This window comes from Marinobacter subterrani, assembly GCF_001045555.1.
GTDB classification, from domain to species: domain Bacteria; phylum Pseudomonadota; class Gammaproteobacteria; order Pseudomonadales; family Oleiphilaceae; genus Marinobacter; species Marinobacter subterrani.
In genome coordinates this window covers 1,712,015-1,725,686 of the sequence record NZ_LFBU01000001.1, presented here as the reverse complement: position 1 = coordinate 1,725,686, position 13,672 = coordinate 1,712,015, and the positions used below count along the sequence as shown (strand labels likewise).

Genomic DNA, 13,672 nt, shown 5'->3' with positions numbered 1-13,672 from the left:
GCGCCGGGCCCGGTTCAGCAAGCCTGGCTGCTGTAACCGGGAGCTTTGTCACAGCCGGATACAAAATCGCACTTTCGGTCGATAGACTTTAAACCGTGATTCGTTAGTCTGGGTGAAGGTCTGCATTCCTTGCAGACGACAATAAAAAAGCCTCTGAAGAGGCTCCCAGACGCACTTAAGGTTTCACGATGACATACAACAAACATGCGATTCTCGGCGGTCTGCTGGCTCTGTCCATGGCATCATCGACTGCATTGGCAGGTGTATCCCCCAGTGAAGCAGCGCGCCTCGGCCAGGAACTGACTCCCTTTGGCTCACCCAAGGCCGGCAACAGTGCCGGCACAATCCCTCCCTGGACCGGCGGGCTTACCGAGCCCCCTCCCGGCTATGAAGGGAGCGGGCAACACCATATCAATCCGTTTCCGGATGATAAGGTCCTGTTTACCATCACGCCGGCCAACATGGACCAGTACGAGGAATTCCTTACCGATGGCGTGAAGGCCCTGCTGGAAACCTATCCCACGACCTTCCGTATTCCGGTGTACCAGACCCGCAGGACCCATGCGGTTCCTGACTGGGTGGCAAAGAATACCCGCGAGAACGCCGTGAGCGCGGAAATTGTTGGTGAGGGCGCCGGTATCGATGGTGCCTTCGGAGGCTATCCGTTTCCCATTCTGCATGGTAACGATGAGCAAAAGGCCTGGCAGGCCATCTGGAACCACCTGACCCGCTGGCGTGGTGTTTATGTGACCCGCCGGTCCAGTGAAGTGGCGGTCCAGACCGATGGCGAGTATTCCCTCGTAACCTCCCAGCAGGAAGCGTTTTTCAACTTCTACAACCCCGAGGGTAGCGAGAAAACGCTGGATAACGTTATTTTCTATTATCTGTCGTTTACCCAGTCTCCGCCCCGGCTTGCCGGCGGCGCCATTCTCATTCACGAGACCCTGAACCAGATCATTAATCCGCGCAATGGCTGGGGCTACAATGCGGGCCAGCGCCGCGTGCGCAGGGCGCCTAACCTGGGCTATGACTCGCCGATCGCGGCATCGGACAATCTGCGTACCGCGGATGACACCGATATCTTCAACGGGGCTCTGGATCGGTATAACTGGACCTACGAAGGGAAGCGGGAAATCTACATGCCCTATAACAACTACCGGATTGGCGAAAAGGGCACGCCTTACTCCGAAATTCTGGGTGTTCACCACATCAATCCGGACCTCACCCGCTGGGAGTTGCACCGGGTCCACGTAGTCACGGCTACCCTGAAAGAGGGCGAGCGCCATATTTACGCCAAGCGTCGCTTCTATATCGATGAGGACAGCTGGAACACGGTTCTGCTCGACCAGTACGACGGGCGGGGTGAACTCTGGCGGGTAACCATGGGGTTGCCGAAAAATTATTATGAACTTCCGGGTGTGTGGACCGTGCTGGACGTCTATCATGACCTTCAGGCGCGCCGTTACCACGTGCTCGGGCTTGATACTGAAGAGCCCAATACCCGCGTATTCACCAATGAGGTTCCGAATACACGCTACTTCTCTCCGGCATCTCTGCGCCGCAGGAGTGTTCGCTAAGGCGCTGGCGGATGCGGGATGCGTCTCCGCTCAAAAGACATGGTGATGAACATACCGGCAACCGGAAGGCTGTCGGTATGTTCATCATGATTGCCGGCACGACCGGCCAGAGACACACAGTTCAAAACAACATGAATAGGCAATTGAATGGCTAAAAGGTTGATGTGCAAGACGTTGGGAGCAGTTTGCCTTGGGCTTTCCATGATGTGGTCAGCACCGGCGGCGTTTGCGCTTGCAGATGTCATAGAAACCCCGGCCCGGCCCACCGAACTGGCGCCTGAGCGGCTGCTTAACGATGTTACGAAAGCGGGTGACCGCATCGTGGCGGTCGGCGAGCGGGGCCACATCATCTACTCCGATGATGAGGGTAAAACCTGGACCCAGAGCCAAGTGCCGGTGTCGGTGACGCTCACCGCGGTGGATTTCGGATCCGCCACAGAGGGCTGGGCGGTGGGCCACAGTGGCGTAATCCTGCATTCCGGGGATGCCGGCGAAACCTGGAGCCTGCAGCTTACCGGTGTCCAGGCCCTTGAACTCGCTATCAGGTCCAAGGAAGAGCAGGTCGCCGCTATGGAAGAGCGGATTGATGCCGCTCCCGAAGCAGAGAAAGGCGACCTTGAGTGGGCGCGTGACGACCTCCTTTTTGCCATCGAAACCATGCAGTCGGACCTCGACATCGGGCCGGTAAACCCCTTACTGGACGTCTGGTTCAAGAATGAGAGCGACGGTTTTGTAGTCGGTGCCTACGGTATGATTCTGCGCACCACCGATGGCGGTGAGACCTGGCAGGACTGGGCTCCCCGCATCGAGAACCCCACCAACTTTCACCTCAACAGCATCTCGCAGATCACCGGCGGTGCGCTGGTTGTCGTCGGTGAGGCTGGCCAGATTCACGTGTCAGTAGATGGCGGACAAACCTGGGAGCGTCGGGAAAGCCCCTACGAAGGTTCCCTGTTCGGTGTGATGGGAACCGGACAGGTGAACGAGATTCTGGCCTACGGTCTTCGAGGCACCATCCTGTTTTCAGATGACCTCGGTAAAACCTGGCGTGTTGTGCCAAGCACCGCCGACGCCACTCTGAACAATGGTGCCGTGGTCGACGATGGCCGCATCATACTCGTCGGCAATAGCGGCGTGGTGTTGACCAGCAGCAATGGTGCCGAGTTGTTTCGTGACTACTTCCGGAGTGACCGCGAAGGTGTCATGAGCGTGGTTCCGATCTCGGGTACCGGGCTTCTGATCGTGGGTGAAGGCGGTGCGACGATCACGGACGCCCGCGGAAAGAACCTTCAATAACGCCCTGATGTGGCAACAACCGAACGCAAAATAGAGGGGCTTTTGAATGTCCAATCCGAAGCATGACAAGGGCGAGCATTACCTGACGACGCCCAATGCGGAACCGTTCCTGGAGCGGGTCATTTTCAATAACCGCGCCATCATTCTGATCGCCTTTTTTCTGCTGACCCTGTTTCTGGGCTACAACGCCATCAAGATTCAGCCTGATGCCAGTTTTGAGCGGATGATTCCGCTGCAGCACCCCTATATCGTGAATATGCTGGAGAACCGCGATGATCTGCAGAACCTAGGCAACTTCGTGCGGATCGCGGTTGAAGTGGAAGAGGGGGATATCTTCACCAAGGAATACATGGAGACCCTGAAGCAGATTACCGATGAGGTTTTCTACCTGAACGGGGTCGACCGTTCCGGCCTGAAATCCCTCTGGACATCGAACGTGCGCTGGGTAGAGGTGACCGAGCAAGGCTTCCAGGGCGGCACGGTCATCCCGGACAGTTACGATGGCTCGGATGCCAGCCTGGAACAGCTCCGCCAGAACGTTCTGCGTTCGAACGAGGTGGGCCGCCTGGTGGCGGATAATTTCAAGTCCACCATTGTTTATGCGCCCCTGTACGAAAAGAATCCGGAAACAGGTGAGCCGCTGGATTACGGCGAGTTCTCCCGCCAACTCGAAGAGAAGATTCGCGAGAAATACGAGGCCCAGAACCCGAACGTCGAGATCCATATTGTCGGTTTCGCAAAGAAAGTCGGCGATCTGATCGAAGGGATTGGTTCGATTGCCTGGTTTGCCGGCATCACCATCATTCTGACGACCCTGCTGTTGTACTGGTACTCCCGGTCCATTACCGGAACGCTGGTTCCGGTCTTTACCTCAATCATTGCCGTTTTCTGGCAACTGGGTACCTTGAGGCTTTTGGGCTACGGGTTGGATCCTTATTCGGTTCTGGTGCCGTTCCTCGTGTTTGCCATTGGTATCAGTCACGGCGTACAGATCGTTAACTCCATTGCCGTCGAATCGGCCAAAGGCTTCGATTCAGCCACCGCTGCCCGCCTGGCGTTCCGGGCGCTCTATATTCCGGGGATGCTGGCGTTGATTTCAGATGCCTTCGGGTTCCTCACACTGTTCTTTATCGAGATTGACGTAATCCGGGATCTGGCTGTTGCCGCCGGTATAGGTGTGGCCTTTGTGATCATCACCAACCTGGTACTGCATGTTCTGATCATGTCCTATGTAGGAATCTCAAAGGGCGGCATTCGCCATGTCCAGAACCACGGTGAAAAGCAGGATCGCAAGTGGCGTGTCATGTCCTACTTTTCCCATCCGGGGGTGGCGCCGATTTCCCTTCTGATCGGCTTGATTGGTCTCGGTCTGGGGCTCTACTACAAGCAGGATCTGAAAGTGGGTGACCTAGATCGCGGCGCGCCGGAACTGCGGGCCGATTCAAGGTACAACACCGACAACGCTTTCATCATTGATAACTACTCGACCAGTGCGGATGTTCTGGTGGTGATGGTGGAGACTCCGGTGGAGCAGTGCACCCAGTATGAGGTGCTGCGTGCCATGGATGCCCTGCAATGGGAGCTTGAAAACACACCGGGCGTTCAGTCTTCCGCGTCTCTGGCGGATGTCTCGAAAATTGTCACCAAGGCGCTGAACGAAGGTAACTGGAAGTGGTATGAGATTTCCCGGAACCAGACCATCATCAACGCCTCGATCCGGAGTGCTCCTTCCGGCCTGATCAATACCGATTGCAGCCTTACCCCGGTGCTGGTGTTCCTGGAGGATCACAAGGCTGAAACACTTCAGACGGTTGTCAGTCGTGTCGAGGAGTTTGCTGCCAATAATAACACCGAAGACCACACCTTCCTGCTGGCCGCCGGTAACGCGGGCGTTGAGTCAGCCACCAACGAGGTCATCGCCAACGCCAAGGACAAGATGTTGTTGCTGGTCTATGGGGTGGTCAGCTTGTTGTGCCTGGTGACCTTCCGCTCGGTAAGAGCCGTGCTGTGTATCGTAATACCGCTTGGCCTGACCTCTGTCCTCTGTGAGGCGATCATGGCCGTCTCCGGTATTGGCATCAAGGTGGCGACCTTGCCGGTCATTGCACTCGGGGTTGGTATCGGGGTCGATTACGGCATTTATATCTACAGCAAACTCGAGAAGTTCCTGCTAGAGGGCAAGACCTTGCAGGATGCCTATTACGAAACGTTGCGCTCAACCGGTAAAGCGGTGATTTTCACCGGCGTAACACTGGGCCTCGGTGTGGTGACCTGGATCTTCTCGCCGATCAAGTTCCAGGCAGACATGGGCTTCCTCCTGTTCTTTATGTTCCTGTGGAACATGGTTGGTGCCATCTGGCTGCTTCCCGCACTGGCCCGCTTCCTGCTGAGGCCGGACCAGATGCTTGCAAAAGCCCGCGCTGCGAAATAATATTCGCAGCCAGACACAAAAAAGCCCGCATTGCGGGCTTTTTTGTTGATCACTCAATCGTTTAGCAAGCTCATTCATACTTTATTTATGCTTGCTGGTGGTCTATGTTCTTAAACGACCATGTCGTTTGTCTGCCCTCCCAAGCAGGCAATTAATTATAACGAACAGAAAAAGGAAGAACGCACATGAGACTGAAACTCAAAGCTTCCGCATTTGCCGTTGCCGCCGCTGTAGGCTTGGGCATTGCCTCAGCTCCGGCTAGCGCACAGGAGCAACAGTTTGTGACCATCGGTACCGGTGGCGTGACCGGTGTTTATTATCCGGCCGGCGGTGCTATCTGTCGCCTGGTGAACATGGATCGTAAAGAGCACGGCATTCGCTGCTCCGTGGAGAGTACCGGTGGCTCTGTCTACAACCTGAATGCCATCCGTCAGGGCGAGCTGGATCTGGCGGTTGCCCAGTCCGACTGGCAGTACCACGCCTATAATGGAACCAGTCAGTTCAAGGATGATGGCCCCAACAAGGAGCTTCGCGCGGTATTCTCGCTGCATCCGGAACCGTTTACCGTGGTCGCCAGCAAAGCCTCCGGCATCAAGACGTTTGAAGACCTTGCGGGCAAGCGTGTGTCGGTCGGTAACCCGGGTTCTGGCCAACGAGCCACTGCTGAAGTACTGATGAACGAAATGGGCTGGACCCTCGACAAGTTCTCACTGGCGGCGGAGCTCAAGGCCGCAGAACAGTCGCAGGCTCTGTGTGATGGCAACATTGACGCATTTTTCTACACCGTCGGGCACCCGTCCGGTGCTATCAAGGAAGCGACCACTTCCTGTGACAGCGTTATCGTTGAGGTGGATAACCCCGCCAGCCAGAAGCTGATCAAGGAGAACCCGTACTACCGCAAGGCTATCATCCCCGGCGGCATGTACCGCGGAACGGATGAGGACGTGGCTACCTTTGGTGTCGCAGCGACCCTCGTGTCCTCGACCGATGTGCCCGATGAGGTGGTCTACCAGGTGGTCAAGGCTGTATTCGAGAACTTTGACAGCTTCAAGCGACTGCATCCGGCGTTTGCCAATCTGGACAAGACCGAAATGGTCTCTGACGCCCTGAGTGCGCCGCTGCATCCGGGTGCCCTGAAGTACTACAAGGAAGCCGGTCTGATCAAGTAACGACCAGTCGGACAGTCGGGGTGGCCTGTGCCGCCCCGACTGTTGTTTCCTTTCCTTCCTTCACAGGACATACCTATGACCGGTAAAGATCCCGATTTCGGGGATTCCGTAGATACCTCCTCCGTTGAAAAGTTCCTGCAGTCAGAAACCGGCGGCCGGGCTGGAACCGGTCCTGCCGCGGTGATTCTGTTTGTTATTCCGGTGGTCTGGTCGCTGTTTCAATTGTGGATTGCGTCACCGCTGCCCTACATTTTTGAAGTAGGGATGTTCAACTCGACAGAAGCACGCTCGATTCACCTGGCGTTTGCGTCTTTTCTGGCATTTGCTGCATTCCCGATGATTAAAGGGCGGCATGAAACCTCCAACAGGGTGCCGTTTTATGACTGGATTCTGGCAGGGCTGGCGGCCTTCTGCTCATCCTACCTTTATCTGTTTTACGATCAGCTGTCGACCCGGCCGGGCGCGCCGATTCTGCAAGACCTGATTGTCGCCATTGTCGGTCTGTTACTCCTGCTGGAGGCCACACGCCGTGCACTTGGCCTGCCGCTCACCGTTGTCGCCGCCGTGTTCATTATCTATTCGCTCGCCGGACCCTATATGCCGGCAGTGATTTCCCATGCGGGTGCCAGCCTGGAAAAACTGGCATCGCACCAGTGGTTGGGGACTGAGGGCGTCTTCGGGGTCGCACTCGGCGTCTCCACGAGCTTCGTGTTCCTGTTCGTCCTCTTTGGTGCCTTGCTGGAGCGGGCCGGCGCCGGCAACTACTTCATCCAGGTGGCCTATGCCTCGCTGGGGCACATGAAGGGAGGTCCGGCGAAGGCAGCCGTGGTTTCAAGTGGTTTGAGCGGGATCATTTCCGGCTCCTCCATTGCCAACGTGGTAACGACCGGTACCTTTACCATTCCATTGATGAAACGGGTCGGATTTCCTGCCACCAAAGCCGGTGCGGTAGAGGTGGCTGCGTCGACCAATGGCCAGCTTACGCCACCGGTGATGGGGGCCGCGGCCTTCCTGATGGTTGAGTACGTGGGTATCTCCTATCTGGAGGTCATGAAGCACGCCATACTTCCGGCACTCATTTCGTACATCGCGCTGGTTTACATCGTTCATCTGGAGGCCTGCAAGCTGAACATGAAGGGCCTCGAACGTCCGAAAAAGCCAACACTGGCCCAGCGGATGCTTACCTGGGTGTTCGTGTTACTGGGATTGGCGGTGCTGACCCTGGCGGTGTACTACGGCGTTGGCTGGACCAAAGGCGTGTTTGGCGATCAGGCGGCCTGGATTCTGGGGCCTGTCCTGCTGCTCATTTACATCGGCCTGGTGGCGTACGCGTCCAGATACCCGGACCTGGAGGAAGACGATCCGGAAGACCCGATGGACAAGTTGCCACCCCTGGGGCGGACTGTCAAAACCGGCCTGTATTACCTCGTGCCGGTTGTGGTGCTGATCTGGTGTCTTACGGTAGAGCGCTTTTCACCCCAGCTTTCGGCGTTCTGGGCGACCCTGCTGATGATCTTTATTGTGGTTACTCAGGTTCCGCTCAAGAACTTTTTCCGCAAGCAGGGAAACCTGGGGGCGGCATTCTGGCAGGGTTGCGTGGATGTGGTGCGATCACTGGCAACCGGCGCCAGAAACATGATTGGCATTGGTGTTGCGACCGCTACTGCCGGCATCGTGGTGGGTACGGTAACGCTGACGGGTATCGGGCTGGTGATGGCCCAGTTCGTCGAGTTCATCTCGGGTGGCAACCTGATGCTCATGCTCGTTTTCACCGCCGTGATCAGTCTGATCCTTGGGATGGGGTTGCCGACCACCGCCAACTACATTGTGGTATCCACCCTGATGGCCCCGGTTATTGTGACCCTGGGCGCCCAGAACGGCTTGATTGTGCCCCTGATTGCGGTGCACATGTTCGTGTTCTATTTCGGGATACTGGCGGACGATACGCCACCCGTGGGGTTGGCGGCCTACGCCGCCGCTGCCATTTCCGGGGCCGACCCGATTCGAACGGGGATTCAGGGTTTCACCTACGATATCCGGACGGCGATCCTGCCGTTCATGTTCATCTTCAACACCCAGTTGTTGCTGATCGGGCTGACTGGCTGGTTTGATCTGCTGGTCACGATTTTCAGTGCGGTGACGGCCATGCTGGTGTTCTCTGCCGCGACCCAGGGTTTCTGGTTCGTCAGGAGCCGTTGGTGGGAAACCCTGTGCCTGCTATTGATCACCTTCACGCTCTTCCGCCCGGGGTTCTGGTGGGACATGGTTTATCCTCCGGTAGAAAGCCGCCCCGGAACCCGGATCATGGAGTACATCGAGACAGTTCCGGCGGGCGAGGACATTGTGATCAAGGCCACGGGCATGACCATCGATGGCGAGGAGGAATCTACGTTCCTGCAACTGCCTTTGCCGGCAGGTGAAACACCAGTGGCGCGGCTCCAGGAGTCTGGCCTTGGCCTGCGCAAGGACGGCGACAGGATGGTTGTTGATTATGTCTCCTACGGCAGTGTGGCAGAAAATGCCGGCCTGTATTTTGACTGGACGATTGACTCCTTTCAGGTGCCGCTCGAGCGCCCGCCGAAGGAGCTGATGTTCATTCCGGCCCTGATCCTTCTGGGACTGGTTGCGTTCGGCCAGTTGCGCCGAAGAGCCCGGGAAGAGGGGGCCCCGCAGTCCGCCTGAATAGTGTTGCTGACCGTAAAAGCCCGGCATTAACCTGCCGGGCTTTTTTCTGATAGACTTCCGCTCGAACCGGCCCGCGGTTTGTATCGCGCAGTGCCGTCACCATGTGGTCTCTGGTATAGATCACCGCTGAGCAACCAACAGGAGCTTTCCATGCCCGTCGTAACCTTGCCCGATGGCAGCCATCGCAGTTTTGCCGAACCCGTAACCGTTCATGACGTCGCCGCCGATATTGGTGCCGGCCTCGCCAAGGCCGCCCTCGCCGGAAAGGTGGATGGCCGGCTGGTGGACACCAGCTATCGTATCGAACAGGATGCCGAGCTGGCGATTGTCACCGAGCGTGATGATGACGGCGTTGATATTATTCGTCACTCCACGGCGCATTTGCTGGCCATGGCAGTCAAGGAACTGTTTCCGGCTGCGCAAGTCACCATTGGCCCGGTTATCGACAACGGCTTCTATTACGACTTCAAGTTCGACCGCCCGTTCACCAACGAGGACCTGGCGCGGATCGAGAAGCGGATGGAGGAGCTTTCGAAGCAGGATATTCCGGTTTCCCGGTCGGTGATGTCACGGGAAGACGCGGTTCGGTTGTTTGACGAAATGGGCGAAGAGTATAAGGTGCGCATCATCGAGGATATTCCCGGTGATGAGGATCTTTCGTTTTACCGCCAGGGTGATTTTATTGACTTGTGTCGCGGCCCCCACGTGCCGAGTACCGGCAAACTGAAGGCCTTCAAGCTGACCAAGGTTTCCGGTGCGTTCTGGCGTGGTGACACCAGCAACGAACAGCTGCAACGGGTTTATGGCACCGCCTGGGGCAACAAGAAAGACCTCAAGGCGTACCTGCACCGTCTGGAAGAAGCGGAAAAACGGGACCACCGCAAGGTCGGCAAGAAGCTCAACCTGTTCCACATGCAGGAAGAAGCGCCTGGCATGGTGTTCTGGCATCCGGATGGCTGGTCGCTGTACCAGGAGATTGAGCAGTACATGCGCCGCAAACAGCAGGAACATGGCTATAAGGAAATCAAGACGCCCCAGGTGGTGTCCCGTACCCTGTGGGAAAAATCCGGCCACTGGGACAAGTTCAAGGATGATATGTTCACCACCGAGTCGGAGAAGCACGACTACGCCATCAAGCCAATGAACTGTCCCTGCCACGTACAGGTGTTCAATCAGGGCCTGAAGAGCTACAAGGACCTGCCCCTGCGGCTGGCAGAATTTGGATCCTGTCACCGTAACGAGGCCTCTGGTGCGCTCCACGGGCTGATGCGCGTTCGCGGCTTTACCCAGGATGATGCGCACATCTTCTGTGAAGAAGATGCCATCCAGAAGGAAGTGTCGGCATTCATTGAAATGCTGCACGAAATCTACACAGATTTTGGGTTTACCGAAATTCTGTACAAGCTGTCCACCCGGCCCGAGAAGCGGGTCGGCTCTGACGAGGTCTGGGACAAGGCCGAGGCTGCCCTGGAGCAAGCGCTGAATCGCGAAGGTGTGAACTGGGAGTTGTTGCCGGGCGAAGGTGCCTTTTACGGACCTAAAATCGAGTTTTCCCTGAGGGACTGTATCGGCCGGGTATGGCAATGCGGTACCATTCAGGTCGATTTTTCCATGCCGGGCCGGTTGGGTGCGCAGTATGTTGCGGATAATTCCGAGCGGAAAACGCCGGTTATGCTGCATCGGGCGGTGTTGGGGTCCTTCGAGCGTTTTATCGGCATTCTGATCGAGGAATACGAAGGTGCATTCCCGACATGGCTGGCCCCGACCCAGGTCGCCATCCTCAATATCACCGATAATCAGCGCGATTATTGCCAGAATCTGGCGAAAAAGTGGGATTCTTTGGGCTTGAGGGTTAATGCTGACTTGAGAAACGAGAAGATCGGCTTTAAAATCCGCGAGCACACTATTAATAAAGTTCCCTTTCTGGCTGTTGTCGGAGACAAAGAAATCGAGAACAACGCCGTTGCGGTGAGAACCCGCAAAGGTGAGGATTTGGGAACTATGTCGCTTGAAGCGTTTGAGCAGCTATTGGCTGATGACATCCAACGCAAGGGCAGAACCAAGACGGAGATCTGATTATTAAACAGCGAACGAATCGGGGTGGGCGCACACCTAAGGCGCCGATCAATGAGAATATTGACGCAACCGAAGTCCGACTGATCGATGCCGAAGGCAATCAGGTCGGTGTAGTACCAATAGAGGATGCCCTGAAGCAAGCGGAAGAGGCATCTCTTGACCTGGTCCAGGTTACGGATTCCGATCCGATCGTCTGTAAAATAATGGACTACGGCAAGAAAATCTTCGACGAGAAGAAAGCGAAAGCGGCTGCCAAGAAGAAGCAGAAGCAGACGCAGGTCAAAGAGCTTAAGTTCCGTCCAGGAACTGAAGAAGGGGATTATCAGGTCAAACTACGCAACCTGGTACGTTTCCTTGAAAACGGGGACCGCGGCAAAATCACGATCCGCTTCCGAGGCCGTGAGATGGCACACCAGGAAATTGGTATGCAACTCATGCAGCGCATCGAAGCAGACATTGATGAGCTAGCCCAGGTAGAGATGCGGCCGAAAATGGAAGGCCGGCAGATGACCATGGTTGTGGCGCCCCGCAAGAAGAAGTAAACCTGATCGGGTGCTTGTCCCCCGCGCATGCGGGGGATTTGTCGTTCAGGGATACATTATTGTTTATCCAAAATAGAATGCGGAGTTTTAAAAAATGCCCAAGATGAAAACCAAAAGCGGAGCCACCAAGCGGTTCAAGAAAACCGCGACCGGCTTCAAGCACAAGCAGTCCTTCACCAGTCATATCTTGACCAAGAAGAGCCCCAAGCGTAAGCGTCAGCTCCGTGGTACCAAGCTGATTGCCAAGTCTGATGTGGCTTCCATCAAGCGTATGACCGCGTGCTGATTCAGCCGCTAACGATTCCTGCAAAGGTTTAAGGTAGAAGGATTAAAGTATGGCTCGTGTAAAACGTGGTGTGGTCGCACGCCGTCGTCACAAGAAGATTCTCGATCAGGCCAAAGGTTACTACGGCGCTCGCAGCCGGGTATTTCGTGTAGCCAAGCAAGCGGTTATCAAGGCCGGCCAGTATGCATACCGTGACCGTCGTAACCGTAAACGTGCTTTCCGCGCGCTGTGGATTGCCCGTATCAATGCTGGCGCCCGCGCCAACGGTCTGTCCTACAGCCGTCTGATCGCTGGCCTTAAAAAGGCTAACGTTGAAATCGATCGTAAGGTTCTGGCCGATCTGGCCATGAACGAGCAGCAGGCGTTTGCTGCCGTTGTTGAGAAGGCCAAAGCGTCCCTGTGATCGCTTAGCTCTTTCATCGGTTACTGATCGATCCGGGCGCCTCGTGACATCATGATGGCGCCCTGTGATAGGGGAAGGGCACGCTCTTCCCCTATTTTTGTTTGTGAAATTGCATATTTAGCACTCCCATTTCTGGTTTGGAGCAGGGTCAATGGAAAACCTGGAGCAACTGGTTCAGGACGGTCTGGCGGCAGTAGACAAAGCTGATAGCCTGCAGGCACTTGATCAAATTCGCGTTGAGTATCTTGGCAAAAAGGGTGCGATTACCCAGCAGGCGAAAACCCTGGGCAAGCTGTCCGCTGAAGAACGTCCGGCCGCCGGCCAGAAGATCAATGAAGCCAAGGGGCGGGTGGAGCAGGCGATCAACGCACGACGGAGTGATCTTGAACGCGCCGCCATTGAACAGAAGCTTGCCAGCGAGTCCATTGACGTGACGCTGCCTGGCCGGGGCCAGGAGCTGGGGGGGCTGCATCCCGTTACCCGAACTCTGCAGCGCATTGAGCAGTTTTTCTCCAGGGCGGGCTATACCGTTGAGCAGGGGCCGGAGATCGAAGACGATTATCACAACTTCGAAGCCCTGAATATTCCGGGGCACCATCCGGCCCGCGCCATGCACGATACCTTCTATTTCAATCCGGGCACTCTGCTGAGAACCCATACCTCACCGGTCCAGATCCGCACCATGGAGGCTGGCAAACCGCCATTCCGGATGATCTGCCCCGGCCGGGTGTACCGCTGCGATTCGGACATGACCCATACGCCGATGTTCCATCAGGTGGAAGGTCTGCTGGTCGAGAAAAACGTCAGCTTTGCGGATCTGAAAAGCACCGTTGAGGAATTTCTCCGGGTCTTTTTCGAGCAGGATCTTCAGGTTCGTTTTCGTCCGTCCTACTTCCCCTTTACGGAGCCCTCCGCTGAAGTGGATATTGAATGGGGCCGGGAAGCCGATGGCAGCATCAAGTGGCTCGAAGTAATGGGCTGCGGCATGGTGCATCCCAAAGTATTCGATTATTGCGGAATTGATGCCGAGGACTACCGTGGCTTTGCCTTTGGGATGGGCGTCGAGCGTCTGGCCATGCTCCGCTACGGAGTGAGCGATCTGCGCATGTTCTTTGAGAATGATCTGCGCTTCCTGCGCCAGTTCCGTTGAACGGACAGCGTTCAGGCTATTCAAATAAACAGGCATAACCGCATCAGGACAAGGCAA

General features: G+C 56.3%; 10 protein-coding genes. All 10 read left to right on the top strand.

Translation table 11 applies throughout. From position 1 onward, the window contains the following. The first annotated feature begins 188 nt into the window (after positions 1–188). Positions 189–1,577 carry a DUF1329 domain-containing protein gene (locus tag msub_RS08150; RefSeq protein ID WP_048495543.1) on the top strand — a complete coding sequence of 463 codons (1,389 nt, stop codon included), beginning with the start codon at positions 189–191 and terminating at the stop codon, positions 1,575–1,577. A 201-nt stretch (positions 1,578–1,778) separates the two neighbouring features. Further along, positions 1,779–2,873 carry a WD40/YVTN/BNR-like repeat-containing protein gene (locus tag msub_RS08145; protein ID WP_227506670.1) on the top strand — a complete coding sequence of 365 codons (1,095 nt, stop codon included), beginning with the start codon at positions 1,779–1,781 and terminating at the stop codon, positions 2,871–2,873. A gap of 46 nt (positions 2,874–2,919) precedes the next feature. Continuing rightward, complete coding sequence (locus msub_RS08140; RefSeq protein ID WP_048495541.1) at positions 2,920–5,304, top strand: efflux RND transporter permease subunit; 2,385 nt, start codon at positions 2,920–2,922, stop codon at positions 5,302–5,304. Positions 5,305–5,489: 185 nt separating this feature from the next. After that, complete coding sequence (locus tag msub_RS08135; protein ID WP_048495540.1) at positions 5,490–6,473, top strand: TAXI family TRAP transporter solute-binding subunit; 984 nt, start codon at positions 5,490–5,492, stop codon at positions 6,471–6,473. A gap of 75 nt (positions 6,474–6,548) precedes the next feature. After that, the gene (locus msub_RS08130; RefSeq protein ID WP_048495539.1) at positions 6,549–9,155 is read left to right on the top strand and encodes a TRAP transporter permease; all 2,607 of its coding nucleotides are present in this window, start codon (positions 6,549–6,551) and stop codon (positions 9,153–9,155) included. A gap of 153 nt (positions 9,156–9,308) precedes the next feature. Then, a complete protein-coding gene (thrS, locus tag msub_RS08125; RefSeq protein ID WP_048495538.1) occupies positions 9,309–11,234 on the top strand; it encodes a threonine--tRNA ligase in 1,926 nt (641 codons plus the stop codon). Further along, positions 11,231–11,776, top strand: a complete 546-nt coding sequence (infC, locus tag msub_RS21030) for a translation initiation factor IF-3 (RefSeq protein WP_082146433.1) — start codon at positions 11,231–11,233, stop codon at positions 11,774–11,776. The genes thrS and infC overlap by 4 nt, the downstream gene beginning before the upstream one ends. A 94-nt stretch (positions 11,777–11,870) precedes the next feature. Continuing rightward, positions 11,871–12,062: a 50S ribosomal protein L35 gene (rpmI, locus tag msub_RS08115; protein ID WP_007151842.1), complete on the top strand. Its 192-nt coding sequence runs from the start codon at positions 11,871–11,873 to the stop codon at positions 12,060–12,062. 49 nt (positions 12,063–12,111) lie between these two features. Then, positions 12,112–12,465, top strand: a complete 354-nt coding sequence (rplT, locus tag msub_RS08110; protein ID WP_048495536.1) for a 50S ribosomal protein L20 — start codon at positions 12,112–12,114, stop codon at positions 12,463–12,465. A gap of 151 nt (positions 12,466–12,616) precedes the next feature. After that, positions 12,617–13,615, top strand: a complete 999-nt coding sequence (pheS, locus tag msub_RS08105; protein WP_048495535.1) for a phenylalanine--tRNA ligase subunit alpha — start codon at positions 12,617–12,619, stop codon at positions 13,613–13,615. The last annotated feature ends 57 nt before the right edge of the window (positions 13,616–13,672 follow it).

Excerpts from the sequence above, each read along its gene's own strand:
- msub_RS08150 (WP_048495543.1), top strand. The coding sequence starts at position 189 with ATGACATACAACAAACATGCGATTCTCGGCGGTCTGCTGGCTCTGTCC.
- msub_RS08145 (WP_227506670.1), top strand. The coding sequence starts at position 1,779 with ATGATGTGGTCAGCACCGGCGGCGTTTGCGCTTGCAGATGTCATAGAA.
- msub_RS08140 (WP_048495541.1), top strand. The coding sequence starts at position 2,920 with ATGTCCAATCCGAAGCATGACAAGGGCGAGCATTACCTGACGACGCCC.
- msub_RS08135 (WP_048495540.1), top strand. The coding sequence starts at position 5,490 with ATGAGACTGAAACTCAAAGCTTCCGCATTTGCCGTTGCCGCCGCTGTA.
- msub_RS08130 (WP_048495539.1), top strand. The coding sequence starts at position 6,549 with ATGACCGGTAAAGATCCCGATTTCGGGGATTCCGTAGATACCTCCTCC.
- thrS (WP_048495538.1), top strand. The coding sequence starts at position 9,309 with ATGCCCGTCGTAACCTTGCCCGATGGCAGCCATCGCAGTTTTGCCGAA.
- rpmI (WP_007151842.1), top strand. The coding sequence starts at position 11,871 with ATGCCCAAGATGAAAACCAAAAGCGGAGCCACCAAGCGGTTCAAGAAA.
- rplT (WP_048495536.1), top strand. The coding sequence starts at position 12,112 with ATGGCTCGTGTAAAACGTGGTGTGGTCGCACGCCGTCGTCACAAGAAG.
- pheS (WP_048495535.1), top strand. The coding sequence starts at position 12,617 with ATGGAAAACCTGGAGCAACTGGTTCAGGACGGTCTGGCGGCAGTAGAC.